Origin of the sequence: Halobacillus kuroshimensis DSM 18393 (assembly GCF_000425705.1) — a bacterium.
GTDB lineage: Bacteria > Bacillota > Bacilli > Bacillales > Halobacillaceae > Halobacillus > Halobacillus kuroshimensis.
Genome location: NZ_AUDY01000010.1, coordinates 349285 through 369533 on the forward strand (window position 1 = coordinate 349285; position 20249 = coordinate 369533).

At 46.7% G+C, this 20249-nt stretch carries 25 protein-coding genes; 23 read left to right on the forward strand and 2 right to left on the reverse strand.

The window, feature by feature from the left end:
• Positions 1-3 precede the first annotated feature (3 nt).
• Positions 4-384, reverse strand: a complete 381-nt coding sequence (locus H615_RS0112225; protein WP_027955421.1) for a rhodanese-like domain-containing protein — start codon at positions 382-384, stop codon at positions 4-6.
• A 371-nt stretch (positions 385-755) separates the two neighbouring features.
• On the opposite strand from H615_RS0112225, the gene H615_RS0112230 reads away from it, so the two are divergent.
• From H615_RS0112230 to H615_RS0112240, 3 genes are all read left to right on the forward strand, one after another.
• Positions 756-3326: a vitamin B12-dependent ribonucleotide reductase gene (locus tag H615_RS0112230; RefSeq protein WP_051254691.1), complete on the forward strand. Its 2571-nt coding sequence runs from the start codon at positions 756-758 to the stop codon at positions 3324-3326.
• A gap of 158 nt (positions 3327-3484) precedes the next feature.
• Positions 3485-3916 (forward strand): transcriptional regulator MntR, encoded by a 432-nt coding sequence (gene mntR / locus H615_RS0112235; RefSeq protein ID WP_027955423.1) that lies wholly within the window; start codon positions 3485-3487, stop codon positions 3914-3916.
• Between the two features lie 141 nt (positions 3917-4057).
• A complete protein-coding gene (locus H615_RS0112240; protein WP_342341474.1) occupies positions 4058-4948 on the forward strand; it encodes a patatin-like phospholipase family protein in 891 nt (296 codons plus the stop codon).
• 10 nt (positions 4949-4958) lie between these two features.
• Here the strand turns inward: H615_RS0112240 and H615_RS0112245 are convergent, their stop codons facing one another.
• A complete protein-coding gene (locus H615_RS0112245) occupies positions 4959-5363 on the reverse strand; it encodes an SA1362 family protein (RefSeq protein ID WP_027955425.1) in 405 nt (134 codons plus the stop codon).
• 337 nt (positions 5364-5700) lie between these two features.
• On the opposite strand from H615_RS0112245, the gene H615_RS21310 reads away from it, so the two are divergent.
• From H615_RS21310 to H615_RS0112345, 20 genes are all read left to right on the forward strand, one after another.
• Complete coding sequence (locus H615_RS21310; RefSeq protein WP_051254697.1) at positions 5701-6216, forward strand: YqhR family membrane protein; 516 nt, start codon at positions 5701-5703, stop codon at positions 6214-6216.
• Between the two features lie 45 nt (positions 6217-6261).
• The gene (aroQ, locus tag H615_RS0112255; RefSeq protein WP_027955426.1) at positions 6262-6702 is read left to right on the forward strand and encodes a type II 3-dehydroquinate dehydratase; all 441 of its coding nucleotides are present in this window, start codon (positions 6262-6264) and stop codon (positions 6700-6702) included.
• Positions 6703-6719: 17 nt separating this feature from the next.
• Complete coding sequence (locus H615_RS0112260) at positions 6720-7784, forward strand: M24 family metallopeptidase (RefSeq protein WP_027955427.1); 1065 nt, start codon at positions 6720-6722, stop codon at positions 7782-7784.
• 21 nt (positions 7785-7805) lie between these two features.
• On the forward strand, positions 7806-8363 hold the full coding sequence (gene efp / locus H615_RS0112265) for an elongation factor P (RefSeq protein ID WP_027955428.1): 558 nt from the start codon (positions 7806-7808) through the stop codon (positions 8361-8363).
• 196 nt (positions 8364-8559) lie between these two features.
• Complete coding sequence (gene spoIIIAA / locus H615_RS0112270; protein ID WP_027955429.1) at positions 8560-9537, forward strand: stage III sporulation protein AA; 978 nt, start codon at positions 8560-8562, stop codon at positions 9535-9537.
• On the forward strand, positions 9482-9991 hold the full coding sequence (gene spoIIIAB / locus H615_RS0112275) for a stage III sporulation protein SpoIIIAB (RefSeq protein ID WP_027955430.1): 510 nt from the start codon (positions 9482-9484) through the stop codon (positions 9989-9991). Before spoIIIAA ends, spoIIIAB begins: the two co-directional genes overlap by 56 nt.
• A gap of 17 nt (positions 9992-10008) precedes the next feature.
• Positions 10009-10215 (forward strand): stage III sporulation protein AC, encoded by a 207-nt coding sequence (gene spoIIIAC, locus H615_RS0112280; protein WP_008637060.1) that lies wholly within the window; start codon positions 10009-10011, stop codon positions 10213-10215.
• 4 nt (positions 10216-10219) lie between these two features.
• The gene (gene spoIIIAD / locus H615_RS0112285; protein ID WP_027955431.1) at positions 10220-10612 is read left to right on the forward strand and encodes a stage III sporulation protein AD; all 393 of its coding nucleotides are present in this window, start codon (positions 10220-10222) and stop codon (positions 10610-10612) included.
• A 15-nt stretch (positions 10613-10627) separates the two neighbouring features.
• The gene (spoIIIAE, locus tag H615_RS0112290; RefSeq protein ID WP_027955432.1) at positions 10628-11800 is read left to right on the forward strand and encodes a stage III sporulation protein AE; all 1173 of its coding nucleotides are present in this window, start codon (positions 10628-10630) and stop codon (positions 11798-11800) included.
• Positions 11801-11812: 12 nt separating this feature from the next.
• Positions 11813-12418, forward strand: coding sequence for a stage III sporulation protein AF (gene spoIIIAF / locus H615_RS0112295; protein WP_027955433.1), 606 nt, complete (start codon positions 11813-11815; stop codon positions 12416-12418).
• Positions 12411-13031, forward strand: coding sequence for a stage III sporulation protein AG (gene spoIIIAG / locus H615_RS0112300; protein WP_027955434.1), 621 nt, complete (start codon positions 12411-12413; stop codon positions 13029-13031). The genes spoIIIAF and spoIIIAG overlap by 8 nt, the downstream gene beginning before the upstream one ends.
• A 12-nt stretch (positions 13032-13043) precedes the next feature.
• Positions 13044-13595, forward strand: coding sequence for a SpoIIIAH-like family protein (locus H615_RS0112305; RefSeq protein ID WP_027955435.1), 552 nt, complete (start codon positions 13044-13046; stop codon positions 13593-13595).
• A 248-nt stretch (positions 13596-13843) separates the two neighbouring features.
• Positions 13844-14344, forward strand: coding sequence for an acetyl-CoA carboxylase biotin carboxyl carrier protein (gene accB, locus H615_RS0112310; protein ID WP_027955436.1), 501 nt, complete (start codon positions 13844-13846; stop codon positions 14342-14344).
• Positions 14345-14359: 15 nt separating this feature from the next.
• Positions 14360-15718: an acetyl-CoA carboxylase biotin carboxylase subunit gene (gene accC / locus H615_RS0112315; RefSeq protein WP_027955437.1), complete on the forward strand. Its 1359-nt coding sequence runs from the start codon at positions 14360-14362 to the stop codon at positions 15716-15718.
• A 15-nt stretch (positions 15719-15733) separates the two neighbouring features.
• Entirely contained in the window at positions 15734-16141 is a 408-nt protein-coding gene (locus tag H615_RS0112320) for an Asp23/Gls24 family envelope stress response protein (protein ID WP_027955438.1), read from the forward strand.
• A 137-nt stretch (positions 16142-16278) separates the two neighbouring features.
• Positions 16279-16656, forward strand: coding sequence for a transcription antitermination factor NusB (nusB, locus tag H615_RS0112325; RefSeq protein ID WP_027955439.1), 378 nt, complete (start codon positions 16279-16281; stop codon positions 16654-16656).
• A gap of 22 nt (positions 16657-16678) precedes the next feature.
• Entirely contained in the window at positions 16679-17530 is an 852-nt protein-coding gene (gene folD, locus H615_RS0112330; RefSeq protein WP_027955440.1) for a bifunctional methylenetetrahydrofolate dehydrogenase/methenyltetrahydrofolate cyclohydrolase FolD, read from the forward strand.
• Positions 17531-17542: 12 nt separating this feature from the next.
• Positions 17543-18898 (forward strand): exodeoxyribonuclease VII large subunit, encoded by a 1356-nt coding sequence (gene xseA / locus H615_RS0112335; protein WP_027955441.1) that lies wholly within the window; start codon positions 17543-17545, stop codon positions 18896-18898.
• Complete coding sequence (locus tag H615_RS0112340; RefSeq protein WP_027955442.1) at positions 18885-19121, forward strand: exodeoxyribonuclease VII small subunit; 237 nt, start codon at positions 18885-18887, stop codon at positions 19119-19121. The genes xseA and H615_RS0112340 overlap by 14 nt, the downstream gene beginning before the upstream one ends.
• 9 nt (positions 19122-19130) lie before the next feature.
• Positions 19131-20003, forward strand: a complete 873-nt coding sequence (locus tag H615_RS0112345; protein ID WP_027955443.1) for a polyprenyl synthetase family protein — start codon at positions 19131-19133, stop codon at positions 20001-20003.
• The last annotated feature ends 246 nt before the right edge of the window (positions 20004-20249 follow it).

Below are 20249 nucleotides of genomic sequence, written 5' to 3' on the forward strand. Positions count from 1 at the left end.
CTGTTATTTCTTCGTCTTGATTTTACCGGTCCATTTCTTGAAGCCGCCTTCAAGCATGTTCAGGTCATTGTACCCTTTTTTATGAAGGGTCATTGCCGCACGTGCAGACCGTGCGCCGCTCTGGCAGTACAAGTAGACGGGTTTGTCCTTGCGGATTTCCACGAGCCTGTTGTTCAGCTGTGAGAGCGGAATATTTCTCGCTCCGAGGATGTGACCCCCGTCAAATTCCTTTGGTTCACGGACATCTATCAGCTGAGCTTTGCGGTAACCCTGACGGAATTCTTCTTCAGATATCGTGTTCAAGATTTTTCTTGTCTTGAAGAATCTATACAAACCGAAAGCAATAAGTAGAACTAGTGCTCCGAGTAAGATCCATAATTCCATTTTCATTTCCCCCCTGTTTTCTCTATTCTTTTATCTATTATAGAAGGGAAGGGCAGGTATTTCAAAAAAATTTTTCTTTCTTCCTGAAAAAAATGCCGTTTTGAAGGGGATTATATCGATTTAACAGATGCAAGACAGGAAAAATCGAAAAAAAAAGACATGAGAGGTGCTTTCCTCTTATTCCCTGCTTTTTTCTACCTGTATCTTACGATTTTCTGATTGACAAATTTCAACACATTCGTTCAATAACACAATATATGGTGATCGAATAATAAACAAACACAATATATTGATTAAAAATCTGTATATGTGGTATGTTACATATATCAATTATGGAATTGGCTTTTTCAAGATAAGGGAGAGATGCGAACATGCAGACTACAACTTCTAAAGATGTGCATACAAAAATCAACATAGACCGGCTGAATGCCGATATCAGACAGTTCCCACAGGTCCACCCGGTTACGGACAACATGTCCATTACCCACAAAGGGGTATCCAGGCTTGTCATGCTGGACCGTTATGCGTTCAAAGATACAGAAAAGCTGACGTTGTCCGAAGGGGATTTTGTCGTACTTACTGTAAAGGACGATCCAAAGTTCCCAGCCCGCGGCTTCGGTTTCATTCAGTCCGTTGACTGGCAGACCCATGAAGCGTTTGTAAAAGTGGAAGATGAGTTCGTGAACGTTCTCGACCGTGAGGAAGAAAGAGAGACCGGTGTCATCAAACGAAATCTTGATACCATCGATAAACCGCTGGAAGTCTATTATGAGCAAATTGCTTTAAGAAATGCGACAGGACTATCAGAGGTTGAAACAGATCCGGAAAGACAGACGCAGAGCTTTGAGGAATTTTACGAGGAGCTATCCAGCCTGAACTTCATTCCTGCCGGCCGTGTGCTGTACGGAGCAGGATCCAACACGGATGTGACCTACTTCAACTGTTACGTGATGCCTTATATCCAGGATTCACGGGAGGGTATTTCCGATCACCGTAAACAAGTCATGGAAATCATGTCACGCGGCGGTGGTGTCGGGACGAATGGATCGACCTTGCGCCCGAGGAACACGCTCGCCCGCGGGGTGAACGGGAAGTCATCCGGTTCCGTTTCATGGCTTGATGATATTGCTAAACTGACCCACTTGGTGGAGCAGGGAGGATCCAGACGCGGTGCCCAGATGATCATGCTGGCAGACTGGCATCCGGACATTCTTGAATTCATTATTTCCAAGATGCAGAACCCGCGTATCCTCCGTTTTCTCATCGAAAACACGGAAGACGAAACTATTAAACAACTGGCGAAGGACAAGCTGAAATTCACGCCGTTGACCGAAGTGGAAAAAGACCTTTATCAAAGTGTGGTCAATTACAAGCACATTCAGGGTCAGGGTGGTTTTACAGATCAAAGCGTGCAGGAAGCACAGGAAAAACTGGCTCTCGGCGGGACGTATTCCGTTCATAATTCAGAATTCCTGACAGGAGCCAACATTTCCGTCTGTATTACGAATGAGTTCATGGAAGCCGTGGAAAACGACGACGAATACCAGCTTCGTTTCCCTGATGTAGAGAATTACACAGCGGAGGAAATGAACGCCTATAATGAAGAATGGCATGAGAGCGGCGATGTACGTGAGTGGGAAAAACGCGGCTTCGGTGTGCGTGCCTACAAATCCATTAAAGCGAAAGAACTGTGGAATCTGATCAATGTCTGCGCGACGTATTCAGCAGAACCGGGGATTTTCTTTATTGATAATGCCAACGAAAAGACAAATGCCACAGCTTATGGACAGAAGGTCGTTGCGACCAACCCATGCGGGGAACAGCCGCTTGCACCATATTCCGTCTGTAACCTGGCTGCTGTAAACCTGGCGTCTGTAGCGGATAAGGAAAATAAAACGGTTGATTTTGACAAGCTTAAACAAACCGTTAAACGCGGTGTCCGTATGCAGGATAACGTGATTGATGCTACTCCTTACTTCCTGGAAGAAAATAAAGTACAGGCCCTTGGTGAGCGTCGTGTAGGCCTGGGTGTCATGGGTCTCCATGATCTTCTGATCTATTGTGAAACAACCTATGGATCAGAAGAAGGCAACAAACTGGTGGATGAAATCTTCGAAACGATTGCTGTAACCGCCTACCGCGCATCCATTGAACTTGCAAAGGAGAAAGGCAGCTTCCCGTTCCTTGTCGGAGCAACGGATGATGAAACACGACAGCTTCGTGAAAACTTTATTCAGACAGGGTATATGAAGCAGATGCCGGAAGACATTCGACAGGATGTTCTGGCTTATGGAATCCGTAACTCCCACCTGCTTACTGTAGCTCCAACCGGAAGTACAGGAACAATGGTAGGAGTGAGTACAGGTCTTGAGCCATACTTCTCCTTCTCCTACTACCGCAGTGGTCGTTTAGGCAAGTTTATTGAAGTGAAGGCGGATATCCTTCAGGAGTATCTGGATGCGCATCCAGAGCAGGATCCGGAGCAGCTTCCTGAATGGTTTGTGACGGCGATGACGATGTCTCCGGAAGCCCACGCTGATACACAGTGCGTCATTCAGCGCTGGGTCGACAGCAGTATCTCCAAGACGGTCAATGCACCGAAAGGATATACGGTCGAACAAGTGGAAAGCGTCTATCAGCGCCTGTACCGTGGCGGTGCCAAAGGTGGTACAGTGTACGTGGATGGGAGCCGTGACAGCCAGGTGCTTACTTTGAAAGCCGAGGAAAACGCTTTTGATGGAGAGCAGACGGAACTGTTTGAAGATGACAAGCGTCCTCGTGTTGTCCTGGTCGATACAGTTCATGAACTGGATAAGACTAACGTGACAATCGGATCAGAAGTCGGCGATACATGCCCGGTCTGCCGTCAAGGAACCGTGGAAGACATCGGTGGCTGTAACACATGTACCAACTGTAATGCTCAGTTGAAGTGCGGTTTGTAATAAATAAAAAATCAGCCCTTCAGATTTGAAGGGCTGTTTTTTATGTTAAACAGAGGCTGCTTGTATCGCATAAGAAACTAGTGTATCATTTTTCTATGTAGTCATCAGCAGATCACAAGCGTTATATCTACATAAAGACAGGGTATTGGAGGTTCATCATGCCAACACCAAGCATGGAAGATTATATTGAACAAATTTATATACTCATTGAAGAAAAGGGTTATGCCCGCGTCTCGGATATTGCTGAGAACCTGGATGTTCACCCGTCTTCCGTGACGAAGATGGTCCAGAAACTCGATCGCGACCAGTATTTGAATTATGAAAAATACAGGGGATTGATTTTGACTCCGAAAGGGAAAAAAATCGGGAAGCGGCTGGTATATCGCCACGAGCTGCTGGAACAGTTCCTGGAGCTGATCGGAGTAGATAAGGAAAACATCTATGAAGATGTCGAAGGTATTGAGCACCATATGAGCTGGAATTCCATCGACCGCATCGGCGACCTTGTCCAGTTCTTCGATGAGAATAAAGGGTATGTCGAAGCTTTGAGAGAAGTGCAGAAGAAAAACGAAGACCAGAATAACGAATAGAGTGCCTGAGACACGGATGTCCGTGTCTTTTTTTTGTGTCCAACAGCTCATGGGAGGGATCTTTGAGGAAGGGTGGAATTCTTCCACCTGCGTTCTATTTAGTGGACCCGCTGTTTATAATGAATTAAAGCGGGGTGAAGCATGGTGAAAGTAGATGGAGTGTTTTCTGGAGGTGGGGTGAAGGCACTCGCTTTTATAGGAGCCGTTGAGGAACTGCAGAGTCAGGGCTATGTGTTCAGACGTGTTGCCGGTACCTCCGCAGGAGCGATTCTGGCAGCATTAACAGCAGCGGGCTATACAGCCGGGGAAATCAAATCCCGCCTGATGTCCATGTCTTTTGAAGAGATGATCCATGTTCCACTGACAGACCGCGTCTTCCCTTTTATGAAATGGTTGTTCCTGTATTATCGTCTCGGCCTATACAACGGAGCGCAGATGGAAACCGTAATGGCTCACTGGCTGGAGGAAAAGGGTGTGCGTACGTTTGCAGATCTCCGGCCCGGATCGTTGAAGATTATCTGTTCAGATCTTACTTTAGGGAGAATCGTCGTCCTCCCTGATGACTTGAAGAGCACTTATGGCATTGATCCTGCTACCTTTTCCGTGGCAAAATCTGTAAGGATGAGCTCGAGTCTTCCATACTTCTTTATTCCTGTGAAGATTCATGGAAAGCGCGGGAAATCAGTGATTGTCGATGGAGGGGTCCTTAGTAATTTTCCGCTGTGGATATGGGAAAAGCAGGATGGGTGCCGGACGAGACCAGTAATCGGCTTAAAATTAAGTGATGAGCCGGATAAGCTTCCTGAACAGAAAATCAGAAACGCCATCCAGATGTTTCATGCGCTGTTTAAAACAATGCAGCGGGCTCATGACTCCCGCTACATTTCAAAATCCATCAGTAAGGATATTCTTTTCATCCCTGTAAGCGGCATTGAAACCACTGATTTTCATATGACGAATGAGGAAAAGGAACATTTGATGAATTACGGACGCCAGCATGCATTGGAGTTTTTAAAAAGGTGGACAAAATAAAATCGAGCCTTTAAAAAGAGGCTCGATTTTTGTCTTTGTTTTTATTTCCTTCAATGACCCGGAGTTGTGGCCCATTGGTTCTTCTGCTTTTTTTGCGTGGGAACGGAGCGGATTTAACAGCTGTTTTGGCAGCCGGACTTTTCTTAACGACCGGTGCAGGCTGTTTGTACTTCTGTTTGGATTGTTTAACGGCCTGTTTGTATTTTTTCATTTCATTGCGGTTGCCGGAACCCCCGCCAAATCCGCGTCCGCGGAGGAAGAAGTAGTAGATGGCTCCATAGAGGATAGCCGCCATCCCGATCATAACCACTATGTTTGTTAAGAAACCTGATGTATTGGTAAACAGCTGAACGCCTACAAAGAAAATGGCAAGCCCGATCAAAATGTACATGACTGGTGTCATCCAGTTACGCATATCAATGTCCTCCCTTCTAGTATTAGGTCACCTGTACGACATCTATTAGTTATATATACCCTGGATTGTACACTTTTCAACATTTCCTGTGGCGGGTATGTGCTATTTTCAATTGTTTCCGTAGTAGATGAATTTATGCAGTATTTATACTCAAAGTTCAGGTGAAAGATTCGGGGTTATTCTTTTCTTTCCTTTAGACTGTCACCTCTAAACTAGAAACATAATAAGTATCTCTGGACCTTTATTTTACAACAAATGGAGAAGAATCACTAGGTCTATTATGAAAGCAGGCATGAAAAAATGCGGGTTGGTTAAAATGAGGAAAGAGGTGATGGAGATGGCAGAACAAACTAAAGATCAACGGAAGCAAGAGCCTCGGCAGAGTGTTGCCTCAAAAGCGGCAGCAACAGGTTTTGCCGGGGGGCTTTTATGGAGTGCTCTGGGTGCCGGCGCCTATTATTTTCATTTTACGGAAGTGTCCGCAGCATCCTTTATATTCCGGTCCTTCTGGCAGACGGATTGGACTGGAACATGGCTCGCAGAAGTTCTGTCGGTGCTGATTGTTGCGCTTCTCTCAATCGGAACGGCGTTCGTTTATTACTTTACTTTAAGATCAAGAAAAGGGATTTGGCCGGGCGCCATTTTCGGACTGCTTCTGTGGGGCGTGGTCTATTTTGTGTTAACCCCTGTGTTTCCAGCGATCCCTGGTTTCATGGAACTGAGCAGTGATACGTGGGTGACAACGGCCTGTTTATTTATCTTATACGGTGTGTTTGTAGGGTATTCCATATCTTATGAGTATCATGAATTTAATCAAACGGCAGATTCTTATTCAAATAAGGAGGGAGTATGATAAGATTTAAATGTATGATCCTTTGGGGAACGGTGGGGATATGGAATGGAGAAAAAGAAGATTTATTTACTGAATGGGCCGAACCTGAACCGCCTGGGTGTCCGCGAGCCCGGTACATATGGTACCGGTACACTTGAGGATGTGGTCCGGCTCGTTACAGAGACCGCTCAGAAAGCCGGCTTCGAGGTGGAGGCTTACCAATCCAATCACGAGGGGGATCTCGTAGACTGGATTCATCAGGCTGAAGGAATGGCGGACGGCATCATCATCAATCCTGCTGCCTACACCCATACGAGTGTAGCCCTTCGGGATGCAGTGAGTTCTGTTTCCCTGCCTGTCATTGAAATCCACATTTCCAACGTCCACGCGAGAGAAGCTTTCCGGCACACGTCGATGCTTGCTCCTGTCACGGCAGGGCAGATCGTAGGATTCGGAATCGATGGGTATCGACTGGCGGTAGAAGGGTTGATTCAAAAGCTGAAGTGAGAGAGGAGACCACTAATATGATGAAATTGACAGGACTGCGTACAGCAGCTGCTTCAAAAGAACTGGATGGACTATTGATCACGAGTTCGAAAAACAGACGCTACCTTTCCGGCTTTACAGGTTCTTCCGGAGCTTTGCTCATTACAGACCGTGATTCTTTTCTAATTACAGACTTCCGATATACCAAGCAGGCCGCAGATCAGACGGAAGGGTTCGACATTATCGAGCATAAACGTCCCCTGCACGAAGAGGCGGCTGCCAAAGCCAAGGAACTTGGTTTGAAACGGATCGGCTTTGAAAAAGATCACGTTACATATTCGTCCTACGAGCAGTACAAACAGGTGATGGATGCTGAACTTGTCCCAACCTCAGGGCTCGTTGAAAAATTACGCTTGATTAAGACCGATGAGGAGATTAGTATATTAAAGGATGCTGTTAAGATTGCCGATGACGCTTTTGACCACATTCTAAGCTACATAAAACCAGGTGTGAAGGAAATTGATATTTCCAATGAACTGGAATTTTTCATGAGGAAGCAGGGAGCTGTCTCTTCCAGCTTTGACATTATAGTGGCGTCCGGTTACCGCTCAGCTCTTCCGCACGGCACAGCGTCGGAAAAGGAGATTCAGTCGGGGGAACTTGTCACGCTGGATTTTGGTGCTCTTTATAAAGGGTATTGTTCTGATATTACGAGAACCGTCGCTGTTGGGGAAATCAGTGATCAGCTTAGAGATATATATGACACGGTTTTGCAGGCCCAGTTAAGAGGTATGGAAGGAATTAAAGCAGGCATTACCGGTAAGGAAGCGGATGCTCTCACCCGTGACTATATTAAAGAAAAGGGATACGGAGACTATTTCGGGCACTCGACAGGCCATGGTATTGGACTTGATGTTCACGAGGGTCCGGGGCTTTCCTTCCGTTCTGAACAGACGATCCTTGAAGAAGGCATGGTCGTTACTGTAGAGCCGGGGATTTATGTGCCGGATGTCGGCGGATGCCGTATTGAGGATGACACAATCGTAACGAAGACCGGCAACGAGCGTCTGAGTCATTCAACGAAAGAGCTAATTACTTTGTAAGGAAAGAAGGAGGAGCAACGTATGATTTCAGTAAACGATTTTCGTACAGGTTTAACAATTGAAGTAGATGGTGGAATCTGGCAGGTCATGGAATTCCAACACGTAAAACCGGGCAAGGGAGCTGCTTTTGTTCGTTCGAAGCTTCGTAACCTGCGTAATGGAAACATCCAGGAAAAAACGTTCCGCGGCGGAGAAAAAGTAGAACGTGCTCATATTGAAAACCGTAAAATGCAGTACCTTTACGCTAATGGGGACATGCACGCATTCATGGATATGGAAACGTATGAGCAGGTGGAAATTCCTACTGCGACTATTCAGGAACAGCTGAATTATTTGAAGGAAAACATGGAAGTTCAGATTCAGTCATATCAGGGTGAGACGATCGGCGTCGAGCTTCCGAAAAACGTTGAATTGAAAGTAACAGAAACAGAACCGGGCATCAAAGGTGATACGGCAAGCGGAGGTACGAAGCCTGCGACGCTTGAAACAGGATTATCGGTTCAGGTACCTTTCTTCATTAATGAAGGAGAAGTACTACTCATCAGCACAACAGACGGCAAATATGTCTCCCGTGCGTAATGAAATAGATCATCAAGCGTGTTCCCGTTGGGAGCACGCTTTTTTTTATGTCCGCCCTCCTATTAGCATTAGATGCCCGCTCTAGTAGAACTCTAGTACGGGCTGATGTTCTTCTACTTTTATATGATTTGACCTGTCATAAGTATAAACGTGGGACATACATATGAAGTAAACCAAATAAAGGAGTAGGAGAAGGATGAAAGAGATATTACGTCTGTTTCCGCCTTCATTTCAGAAGGTTTTACTAGAGCAGGTGGATTGGAGGAGAGTCCAGGAGATCCGTTTAAGGGTGGATCGCCCCATAGAGATGATCAGCAGTTCAGGCTATTCCGTTATAGAGTCTCTCTCGATGACCGCGGATCATCTCTCCTACGTTTTGAACCAAATCAGCCAGTTTTCTCTCTATCGATTTAAGGATGAACTGAAAGAGGGGTTTATTACTATTGAAGGCGGCCACCGCGTTGGGCTGGCGGGCAAAGCGAACACACAGGAAGATAAAGTAGAGACGCTGAAGCATATTTCTTTTATGAACATCCGCGTCGCTCGGTCCACGAGGGGGCAGGTATCCTCTCTGCTTCCTTATCTTTATGACGATATGGGATGGAGAAGTGTTTTGATTATAGGCCCGCCTCATTCCGGAAAAACGACACTGCTCCGTGAACTTGCCTGTGTTATTGGCGCAGCAGCTGGTTCCTATTCACCGTCAAAAGTTGCCATTGTGGACGAGCGGTCGGAAATAGCAGCCAGTTTACGGGGAGTTCCGCAGCTGGATGTCGGCACCCGCACCGATGTGATGGATGCCTGTCCAAAAGCGGACGGTATGATGATGATGATCCGTTCCATGTCCCCGGATGTTTTAATCGTCGATGAAATCGGCGGTGAAAGGGATGCCCTTGCTGTTCAGGAAGCGGTTTATACCGGAGTGAAGGTCATATGCAGTCTGCATGGTAACGGGGTGGAATCCGTCAGCCGGCGACCGTCGGTTTCGCAGCTTATGCACGACCAGGTATTTGAACGTTACATCACACTCGAACGTCTGCGTGCAGGATCGGTCATTACGTGGAAGGTGTATAACCACCTTGGACAAGTTCTTGGTGAAGGGGAAGGAGGGCGGATGGATGGAGTGGATCGGCGCCGTCATCATTTTAACCGTTACAACACTGGGCGGGTTTGAAATTGCATCCCGGTTCAAAAAAAGACCCGGCCATATTAGACAGTGGAAAAATGCTCTTCAACTGATTGAAGCGGAGATGGTTTATGGTCAGTCTTCACTCTGGGAGGTGTGTGAAACCTTATCGAGGCATCTGCCTATGCCGGTAGCTGGATTTTTTGAGCAGCTTCAAAAAGAGCAGGACAGCTGCCGTGATTTTTCCGTTCTCTGGGAAACCCTCTTGAAAAAACATTGGCCCTGGAATGCCATGGGCAAAACAGAAATGGAAATTCTGCTTCAGTTTGGCCGGACCCTCGGACAACATGATCTGGAGCAGCAGCAGAAACAGATCCAATTGACCATCCACCATTTAGACAGAGTCCTTCATGAAGCATTGGAGGTAGGCGAGCAGTACCAGAAGATGGCCAGAGGGATGGGGGTTTTAAGCGGTCTTCTCGTCATCATTTTAATTATATAGAAGGGGGAAGGACCATTGTGCTCCAAGATGCCACAATCCTTTTTCAAATAGCGGGAGTAGGAATTATCGTCGCCATGATTCACAGTATTCTAAAACAAATGGGAAAGGAAGAGATCGCCCAGGCTGTCACATTGACAGGATTTATCATTGTACTGTTTATCGTCCTGCACCGTCTGGCTGACTTGTTCCAACAGATCAAATCCGTCTTTCTCTACCAGGGATAGCTTTATGGATATTATCCAGGTTGTTTCGCTGGGGCTTGTTGCGGCTATGCTGATCATTCTGCTGCAGGAACAGAAATCATCAGCCGCTTTTCTTCTTCTCCTTTTTACCGTCATCGTTATTTTCCTGACCGTCCTCGATCAGCTGACTTATGTATTTACATTGCTTTCCTATATGGCTGACCAGGCCCAGGTGGAACCGATGTATTTCAAAACGATTTTGAAAATCATCGGTATTGCATACATTGCTGAATTCGGTGCCCAGCTGATCCGGGATGCCGGCCTCAATGCTTTGGCATCGAAAGTGGAACTGGCTGGGAAGTTATTCATTTTGATGCTTGCGATCCCGATTGTTACAGCTGTTATTGAAACCATTCTTCAATTTATACCCGGAGGTTAGGGAGGCGGGGAGCAGATGAAACGTCTATGGATGTGGCTGTGTGCAGGAATCATCGGGGTTATCCTTTTTCCTTCGGCTTCTTCGGCATCCCCTGAAGCTCCGGAAACGACAGGACCTTCCATGTCGGAATACATTTCAACAGAAGATATGGAAGCGAACTGGGAGGACCTGCAGCAGCAGTATGGAGATTATATTCCGACTTTTCAACATGACAATTTTATGGAGTTTATTCAAAAGGAAGGGGCGCTCGAATCCTCCGACTGGTACTCCGGAATGGTGGAATTTTTCTTTCACGAACTTCTTTTAAACGGCCGGCTGCTCTCTTCTCTTTTATTTCTAACCTTATTCAGCACGCTCCTGCAGTCTGTGCAGTCTGCCTTTCAAAATTCAGTCGTAAGTAAAGCAGCGTACATGGTCGTCTATCTTGTCCTGCTGACTCTTGCATTGGAAAGTTTCAGGCAGGTGATTGTCTATACATTGGATGCGGTGGAGCGGATGAGCAGTTTCATGATCGGTCTGATCCCTCTTCTTCTTGGTATCATGGCTTCCTTCAGTCATCTCATGTCCATTTCTTTTTTCCATCCCATCATTATCGCTCTCGTTCAGTCCAGTGGTCTGCTGGTCAAATACCTGCTCATTCCGTTATTTACATCATCAGCTCTTTTATTGATTGTCGGGAGTTTGAATGAAGACTTCAAGGTCGATCACTTAGCAGAGCTCTTAAGGAAGACGGGGATGGCTGTCATGGGGATCTTCCTTACCGTTTTTCTTGGTGTCATTTCCGTCCAGGGAACCGTTACGGCTGTACAGGACGGCATCACGATGAAAACAGCCCGGTTTGTGACCGGAAATTTTGTGCCTGTTGTCGGGCGTTTGTTTACAGATGCCACCGACACCATCCTGGGGGCTTCCCTTGTATTAAAAAACACCCTTGGGATTGCAGGAGTGGTCATTCTCCTCGGTATTGCTGTTTTTCCGTCAATCAAAGTCCTTGCTATCGCGATTATCTATAAATTGGCGGCTGCCCTGCTGCAGCCTCTCGGCGATGGACCGGTCATCCAGGCGATGGATGTAGTCAGCCGGCACATTTTCTACATTTTTGCCGCGCTGCTTATGGTCTCCATGATGTTTTTCCTTGTCATAGTCATTATGGTGGCGGCAAGCAATATTACAATGATGATCAGATAGGGGGGAGCGGTAATGGAATTATTTATTGAGTGGATTACAAGAATTGTATTATTCCTTCTATTGGCAATGGTCGCAGATGCGCTCCTGCCATCGGGTGTCATGAAGAACTATGCAAGGCTTGTGATGTCCATTTTACTGCTTCTTGTTTTCCTTGGCCCCCTGCTTCAACTCCTGCAGATTGACCCTGAGCGTCTGTTGCAGTCGGCCGATCAGAAAATGGAAGAACAGTGGGATACCGACGGTTTGGATGACACTATTGAATCGAAGAAAAATGAAATACTGCAGGGACAAGATGCATATAGATTAGAACAGGTTACCCAAGCTCTATCTGCTGAACTGCAGCCTTCGTTGGAAGAAGAGAAGGATGTCATGCTTCAGGATACGTCGATGACTTTTACCGGACAGCCATACAGCGTGAAAACTCTTGAAAAGGTGACACTGACGATATCACGGAGCCAGGAGATGGGGGACGTGGAGAATGTCGATATCTCCTTTATGGATGAGCCCTCCCCGGCAGTCTCTTCAGAAGAGGATGCGGAACTGGTGAACTGGGTGGCTGGCAAACTGGACTTGAAGCCTGAACAAATAGAAATCCACTGGGAGGATCAGGATGAATAAATGGTGGAATAAGATCACTCTATCGTCCGATAAGGAAGGGAAGAAGGTGAACAAGACCAAGTATTTGATTGGTCTTGGAATGATCGGGGTTCTTATCATTCTTGTCAGCAGCTGGTTCCAGCCGGATGCAGAGCCGCGCACCCCTCCCGCGGCAGGGAGTACACAGGAGCAGGCGGCATCGGAAACTTCTCCATCTCTGGAACAGACCGATTCCATCACACAGCTGGAGGGAGAATATGAAAAACAGCTCAAGCCGCTTCTTGAAAATATTCAGGGTGTCAGCGCTGTGGACATTATGATAAATCTATCATCCACACACAAAAAGGAGTATGACAAAAACTTAATCATAGGCAAACAGAACACAAAAGAATCCGATAAGAATGGAGGAGAAAGAGAAATTGAAGATTATACGAGAGAACAACAGCTGGTTCTAGTCCGACAGGGCGACCGTGAAGTTCCGCTGCTCACCCAGACATCCAAGCCTGAAGTCAGCGGAGTTTTCGTAACGGCCAAGGGGGTCGATCAAATTCAGGTGAAGGAATGGGTGGTCGAAGCTGTTTCCCGGGTGCTTGATGTACCGACACATAGAATATCAGTTCTGCCTAAACAATAAGGAGGGATTACCTTGGTAAAAAAACAAACGGTGTGGCTGTTGACAATGTTGAGTCTTTTGATTGTGCTGAGTGTTTACTACATGACATCCCCGGAAAACGGAGAAATGGCTTTTATTCAGGAAGAGGACTGGGCTGAAATGACCAGTGAAGAAGCAGAAGGGGAAAATGTTGAAACAGCAGGAGACGGGACAGTGATTTCTCAAATTTCCACCGATGAATTATTTTCAGCTATCCGCCTGGATATGAAAAACCAGCGTGACCAGGTCCAGGAGCAGCTTTCCGAAATTGTAGCGTCCAGTGATTTCACGACTGAGGAGAAAAATGAAGCACTGGAAAAAATGGAAACGATTAAAACCAATCAATCAAAAGAATCCATCATCGAAAATACAATTCTGGCAAGTGCCCAGTATGATGATGTGCTCGTCCGTGCTGAAGATGATGTCGTTCACGTAACCGTCAAAGCCCAGGAGTTATCCAAGGAAGAAACGAACCAGATTATCCAGATGGTCTCCGATGAATTCGGACATAAGCAGGTCCAGGTTCAATTCCAGCCTGCAGGCTGAATAAAAGAAGCTGCCGTTGAAAACGGCAGCTTCTTTTTGTGCATGGTTAAAAAGCCGGCTGTATGGAAATAGTGGTGGAGAAAGAAATCCACAGACCTATAGAACTGCCAATTGTTAACGGATAAGGTCTGTCTTTCTACCTTCTTTCAGGAGGTTCAGTTGCAGGGAAGCAGGAATTTATAATAGAATGTTAAGAGGAGTTATTAGTACCAGTTATAAAGCAACTATACATAAAAGGGGTGCCAGCTATGTTAAAGGTACAGGAAATCAGAGAAATTATTAAGCTGATCGATCAGTCTTCCATCGATGAATTCAGCTATGAAGCTAATGGGACGAAAGTTTCGATGAAAAAACAACAGGAGCAGGTTGTTACAGAAGCTGTACAGCCGCAGCAGGCGGTCCAGGCACAGCCTAAACCACAGACTCAGGAGCCTGCACAGAGCAAGGAAGTAGAACAGGAGCCCGCTGTAGAGGAAGCACCTAAAGCAGATACATCCTCCAGCGATTACGATGCTGAAATCAAGTCTCCGATGGTTGGAACATTTTATGTATCTCCGTCACCGGACCAGGATGCCTACGTGAAACTCGGCGACGATGTCAAAGAGGACTCTGTCGTATGTATCGTGGAAGCGATGAAGCTTTTCAATGAAATTGAAGCGGAAGTTTCTGGTGAGGTTGTAGAAATTCTTGTTAAAGACGGCGAACTGGTCGAATATGGACAGCCGTTGTTCCGAGTGAAGTCTAAGTAAGCGGGGGATGAGACGTTGATAAAAAAAGTTTTAATAGCCAACAGAGGTGAAATTGCTGTCCGGATCATCCGTGCCTGCAAAGAGATGGGCATCGAGACGGTCGCCATTTATTCTGAAGCAGATAAAGAAGCCTTGCACGTCCAGCTGGCGGATGAAGCCTATTGTGTTGGACCTACATTAAGTAAAGACAGTTACTTGAGCTACACCAATATTTTAAGTCTGGCGACGCTGACGCAGACGGATGCGATCCATCCAGGATACGGGTTCCTTTCTGAAAACGCAGAGTTCGCCGAGATGTGTGAAGAATGTAACATCACTTTCATTGGCCCATCCGCCTATGCCATTCAAAAAATGGGGACGAAAGATGTGGCCAGAGAAACGATGAGAGAAGCAGGGGTTCCGGTTGTACCCGGTTCCGCTGGAATCATCAACAGCGAGGAAGAAGGCTTGAAGGTAGCGGAAGACATCGGATACCCGGTCATCATCAAAGCGACAGCCGGCGGTGGAGGAAAAGGAATCCGTGTAGCCCGTAATGAAGATGATTTGAAAACAGGAATCCGCATGACCCAGCAGGAAGCGGAAACGGCGTTCGGCAACCCCGGCGTCTATATTGAGAAGTTCATAGAGGATTTCCGCCACGTGGAAATCCAGGTGCTTGCCGATAATCACGGGAATGCTGTTCACCTGGGAGAGCGCGACTGTACGATCCAGCGCCGTCTTCAGAAGCTCATTGAAGAAACGCCATCTCCGGCTATTTCCGAAAAGATGAGGAAGAAGATGGGGGATGCTGCAGTCAAAGCCGCTCTTGCTGTCAATTATTCAGGGGCCGGTACCGTAGAATTCATTTTCGATAAAGAGTCGGACTCCTTCTACTTTATGGAAATGAATACGCGTATTCAAGTGGAGCACCCGGTGACCGAAATGGTAACAGGCGTAGATCTTATTAAAGAGATGCTTCTGGTTGCCAACGATGAAAAACTTTCCTTTAAACAAGAAGACATCGAGTTTGAAGGCTGGTCCATTGAATGCCGGATCAATGCGGAGAATCCTTATAAAAACTTCATGCCTTCTGCAGGTAAAATTGATATGTACCTGCCGCCGGGTGGTCTCGGCGTGCGTGTGGATTCTGCAGCTTACCCGGGTTATACCATCCCTCCCTATTATGATTCTATGGTGGCCAAGCTCATTACGTACGGCCGTGACAGAGATGAAGCCATCCGCCGTATGAGACGTGCTCTCGATGAATTTGTCGTAGAGGGTGTCCATACAACGATTCCGTTCCATCAGCGTATGATGGAGCATGAAGTCTTTGTAAATGGCGACTTTAATACGAAATTCCTTGAGAAGTATACGATTATGAAAGATGAAGCTTAAAAGGAGTGGTCATAAATGACTGATAAGCAATTGTTGAATGTGACAGATGGATCGACATTAGGCAATATTGAGATTGCTCCTGAAGTAATTGAAGTCATCGCGGGCATTGCCGTATCCGAAGTGGCTGGAGTTGCTTCGATGCGGGGGAACTTTGCCTCCGGTGTTGCAGAACGACTGGGTAAGAAAAATCACGGCAAGGGTGTCAAAGTGGAGCTGACAGAAAGCGGCATTTTGATTGATGCCTACGTCGTTATGGATTATGGCATCAGTATTCCTGATACCGCCCAGAAAATCCAGGACAATACCCGCCAGGCATTGAAAAATATGACAGCTCTTGAAATTAGTGAAATCAACGTGCACATCGTTGGTATCCAAATGGATGGAGCAAAAGAAGAAGAAAACGAAACGGAAGCCTATTCATAGGAATCAGAAAGGGGAGACCCTTTCTGATTTTTCTTTTTGCACAAAGGAAACACCAGGCTGTATATCCCTGTTATCATGGCTTTTATCCAACTAAAATGTTATGATTCTAACGGATATTACCTTAAAGGAGAATGAACATGAAACGACGCACAGCACGAGAAAAAGCATTTCAGGCGCTTTTTCAAACGATTACAGAGGATATTGATACGGATGAGGCCATCCAGCACGTGGTAGAAGATCCGGAGGTTGATCCATTTTTGCACGACCTGGTTCACGGAGTCATGGACTACAGGGATGACCTGGATCAGTGGATTGCCGACCATTTGGACAACTGGACGTTCCCACGTCTTCCTAAAGTAGAGAAGACCGTTCTTCGAATGGCCGCGTATGAAATGAAACATAACGAAGATGTCCCGACACAAGTAGCAATCAACGAAGCAGTAGAACTTGCTAAAATCTTCGGTGAAGAAGATTCCGGGAAGTTCGTCAACGGCGTTTTATCCAAGATGATCTAACTTTGAACAGGGGGAATCGGAGATGGCAGCAGAAGTTATTTATGGAAAACAGTTAGCGGAAGATTTACGGGAAGAGATGAAGCAGGAGGTGGCGGTGCTCCATGAAAAAGGTGTACACCCTAAACTGGTTGTCGTCATTATCGGAGAAGATCCTGCCTCAAAATCTTATGTAAAAGGGAAGCAGCGGGCTTCTGAAAAAATCGGTATGGATTCTGATCTCATTGAACTTTCTGAGGAAACCTCCGAGCAGGAGCTTCTGGATTTGATTCACCGGTTGAACCAAGATGATACGGTTCATGGTATTCTGGTGCAGCTTCCAGTTCCGGAGCATATTTCTGACCAGAAAATAATTGAAGCAATCGACCCTGGCAAGGACGTGGATGGCTTCCACCCTGAAAACGCAGGCAGGATGCTGACAGGCCAGGATACCTTTTTCCCCTGCACACCATATGGGATTATGGTGATGCTTGAACGTGCGGCTATTGATGTGGAAGGAAAACACGCCGTCATTATAGGACGCAGCAACCTCGTCGGCAAGCCTGTTGGACAGCTTCTTCTCAATAAGAATGCAACGGTCACCCACTGTCACTCCCGTACAAAGGATTTAAAATCCCATACGAAACAGGCAGATATTCTGATTGTAGCCGCAGGCAGGCCGGGACTTGTATCCGGGGAGCATGTGAAGGAAGGCGCTGTCGTCATTGATGTCGGAGTCAACCGTGTCGATGGGAAATTGACCGGCGATGTTGACTTTGAATCAGCAAAGGAAGTGGCCTCCCATATCACTCCTGTTCCAAAAGGGGTGGGGCCGATGACCATTACCATGCTGCTCCACAATACCATTAAGGCGGCGAAGCAGATTCACCGCGTGTAAGGAGGCGTTGTCGTGCAGGATCAGTATTTGACGGTAACGGCTTTAACCAAATATATCAAACGGAAACTATCCGGTGATCCTCATTTGAAGACCGTATGGCTCAGAGGAGAAATTTCCAACTTCAAACATCATTCCAGAGGGCATATGTACATGTCCTTAAAAGATGATCAGGCAAGAATTCAGGCGGTTATGTTTGCCGGAAGCAACCGCTCGCTGAAATTCATTCCTGAAAACGGTATGAATGTCCTCGTAAAAGGTGAGATCAACGTATACGAACCGATGGGGCAGTATCAGCTTTATATTAAGGAAATGCAGCCGGATGGAATCGGTGCCTTGTATTTTGCTTTTGAACAGCTGAAGGAGAAATTGGAGAAGGAAGGTCTGTTTGCTGAAGAACGTAAGAAAAAGCTTCCTACATATCCAAAGCATATCGGTGTGATCACTTCTCCTACCGGTGCGGCCGTCAGGGACATTTTGACAACGATCAAGAGACGCTATCCGATTGTGCCGGTATCTATCCTTCCGGTTCTTGTCCAGGGGGAGCGCGCAGCAGAATCGGTTTCCAACGCCATAAGGTACGCCAATGAGCATCTGGATTGCGATGTTTTAATCGTCGGCCGCGGAGGTGGATCTATTGAAGATCTCTGGGGATTCAATGAAGAAATAGTCGCCCGGGCGATTGCAGCATCTTCGATGCCCATTATTTCTGCCGTCGGTCACGAAACGGATACAACCATCAGTGATTTTGCAGCTGATTGGAGAGCTCCGACGCCTACCGGGGCTGCAGAAGTAGCCGTACCTTCCATTACGGAACTGAGAGAACAGGTGCAGCAGTTCAGACAGAGGCTCATAAGATCCATGGACGGGCAGCGGACTGAATCAAGGCAGAAGCTGAACCGATTAAAAAAATCCTATGCGTTTAAGTATCCGGAACAGCTGATGCGTCAAAAAGAACAGGACCTGGACCGAGTGCTGGAGCGTCTGACCAAACAGATGAACCGTCAGCAGTCGAGCCGGCGTGAGCAGCTGGGTTATTTAACCAAACGGCTGGAGCAGCAGGGACCGGATAAAAAAATCAAAGAAGGAACAGAGGCTCTTCAAAGGGATACGAAACAGCTCCAGAAAGCTTTCGATACCATCGTCTCCCGGAAAAAAGACCGTTTTCATTCGACGCTGGATAAGCTGACCCTGCTGAATCCACTTGAAATTATGAAACGCGGCTATGCCATTCCTTTTGACGAGGAAAATAAGGTCATTAAAAAGGCTGCTCAGGTGTCGGAGGGAAACAGTCTTTCCCTTCAAGTCCAGGACGGTTTCATTCAATGTCAGGTTACATCGGTGAAGGAGGATGAACATGGAGGAAAATAAACAGGAAATCAGTTTTGAAGAAGCCATGAATCAGCTTGAGGAAATTGTCGAGAAGCTAGAAACCGGCGAAGTCCCTCTTGAAAAAGCTATTCAATACTATCAAGAGGGGATGAAGCTTTCAAAGGTATGCAGTGAAAAGCTCGGAACAGTGGAAGAGCAGATGCAGCAGATTATGAATGAGCATGGGAATTTTGAACCTTTCACCGTACAGGAGGAAGAATAGCCTGTGGACTTGAATGCTTATTTAAAAGATAAACAAACATTCATTAACGATCAGTTGACCATGTATGTGAGAGATTATACCGTGCCGGGCAGACTTCAGGATTCGATCCTTTATTCCATTGAAGCCGGTGGGAAAAGGCTGCGTCCTATTCTGCTTCTGGCCACAGCGGAAGCCTTTGGCGCGCCGGTGGGAAAAGGGCTGAGCGCCGCCGCCGCTCTTGAAATGGTCCACACGTACTCCTTGATTCATGACGACCTTCCAGCTATGGATGATGATGATATCAGGCGCGGGCTGCCTACCAATCATAAAGAATTCGATGAAGCAACAGCTATCCTTGCCGGAGATGCCCTGCTCACCATGAGTACCCAGCTGATTGCAGAAGACCCATCCCTTGAACAGGAAGAAAAAATATTTCTTATTCAGGAGCTGACTAAAGCCGCCGGTCCAAGAGGTATGGTCGAGGGTCAGATGCAGGATATGCTGAGTGAAGGAAAAGAGATTTCTCTGGAATCTCTGGAAGCTATTCATAAGAATAAAACCGGCGAGTTATTAAAATATGCGATCCGTGCAGGTGCAAAGCTCGGAAAGGCCTCAGAGCAATCCATGCAGCAGATGAGTGAGATGGCGGAAGCGCTCGGCCTTATTTTCCAGATTCAGGACGACATTCTGGATGTGACCGGCGATGCAGAGGTGATCGGTAAGCCTGTAGGCAGTGATGTGGTGAATGATAAAAGTACCTATCCGGGTCTTCTCGGTCTGGACGGTGCAAAAGAGCAGAAGAATCATTACGTCAAAACAGCTGAGTCCGCTTTAACGGAAGCAGGTGTTAAAGGTACGGTTCTGTCACAACTTATTCAATATTTGAGCACGCGCGATCATTAATCGGAAGGATTTCGATTGAGGTGTGTGCTGAAATATGATATATTATTTTTACAAAAGGAATGGTGCAGTATTCTAGTCGGTCCTCCGTTCCTGAAGGCGGGCCTAAAAATCCGCCAAAGGGCACATCGATGAAGTTCCTTGTGTTGGCTTGAGGCGCCCAGCCTTGGGTCGATGCTGGGAGTTAAGGTCGCAGGGCGATCCACAAAGGCATGTGGGCGTTGACCCTGCTTCCGCGGAGGCCCATTC

Excerpts from the sequence above, each read along its gene's own strand:
- H615_RS0112225 (WP_027955421.1), bottom strand. The coding sequence starts at position 384 with ATGGAATTATGGATCTTACTCGGAGCACTAGTTCTACTTATTGCTTTC.
- H615_RS0112230 (WP_051254691.1), top strand. The coding sequence starts at position 756 with ATGCAGACTACAACTTCTAAAGATGTGCATACAAAAATCAACATAGAC.
- mntR (WP_027955423.1), top strand. The coding sequence starts at position 3,485 with ATGCCAACACCAAGCATGGAAGATTATATTGAACAAATTTATATACTC.
- H615_RS0112240 (WP_342341474.1), top strand. The coding sequence starts at position 4,058 with ATGGTGAAAGTAGATGGAGTGTTTTCTGGAGGTGGGGTGAAGGCACTC.
- H615_RS0112245 (WP_027955425.1), bottom strand. The coding sequence starts at position 5,363 with ATGCGTAACTGGATGACACCAGTCATGTACATTTTGATCGGGCTTGCC.
- H615_RS21310 (WP_051254697.1), top strand. The coding sequence starts at position 5,701 with ATGGCAGAACAAACTAAAGATCAACGGAAGCAAGAGCCTCGGCAGAGT.
- aroQ (WP_027955426.1), top strand. The coding sequence starts at position 6,262 with ATGGAGAAAAAGAAGATTTATTTACTGAATGGGCCGAACCTGAACCGC.
- H615_RS0112260 (WP_027955427.1), top strand. The coding sequence starts at position 6,720 with ATGATGAAATTGACAGGACTGCGTACAGCAGCTGCTTCAAAAGAACTG.
- efp (WP_027955428.1), top strand. The coding sequence starts at position 7,806 with ATGATTTCAGTAAACGATTTTCGTACAGGTTTAACAATTGAAGTAGAT.
- spoIIIAA (WP_027955429.1), top strand. The coding sequence starts at position 8,560 with ATGAAAGAGATATTACGTCTGTTTCCGCCTTCATTTCAGAAGGTTTTA.
- spoIIIAB (WP_027955430.1), top strand. The coding sequence starts at position 9,482 with ATGGAGTGGATCGGCGCCGTCATCATTTTAACCGTTACAACACTGGGC.
- spoIIIAD (WP_027955431.1), top strand. The coding sequence starts at position 10,220 with ATGGATATTATCCAGGTTGTTTCGCTGGGGCTTGTTGCGGCTATGCTG.
- spoIIIAE (WP_027955432.1), top strand. The coding sequence starts at position 10,628 with ATGAAACGTCTATGGATGTGGCTGTGTGCAGGAATCATCGGGGTTATC.
- spoIIIAF (WP_027955433.1), top strand. The coding sequence starts at position 11,813 with ATGGAATTATTTATTGAGTGGATTACAAGAATTGTATTATTCCTTCTA.
- spoIIIAG (WP_027955434.1), top strand. The coding sequence starts at position 12,411 with ATGAATAAATGGTGGAATAAGATCACTCTATCGTCCGATAAGGAAGGG.
- accB (WP_027955436.1), top strand. The coding sequence starts at position 13,844 with ATGTTAAAGGTACAGGAAATCAGAGAAATTATTAAGCTGATCGATCAG.
- H615_RS0112320 (WP_027955438.1), top strand. The coding sequence starts at position 15,734 with ATGACTGATAAGCAATTGTTGAATGTGACAGATGGATCGACATTAGGC.
- nusB (WP_027955439.1), top strand. The coding sequence starts at position 16,279 with ATGAAACGACGCACAGCACGAGAAAAAGCATTTCAGGCGCTTTTTCAA.
- folD (WP_027955440.1), top strand. The coding sequence starts at position 16,679 with ATGGCAGCAGAAGTTATTTATGGAAAACAGTTAGCGGAAGATTTACGG.
- H615_RS0112340 (WP_027955442.1), top strand. The coding sequence starts at position 18,885 with ATGGAGGAAAATAAACAGGAAATCAGTTTTGAAGAAGCCATGAATCAG.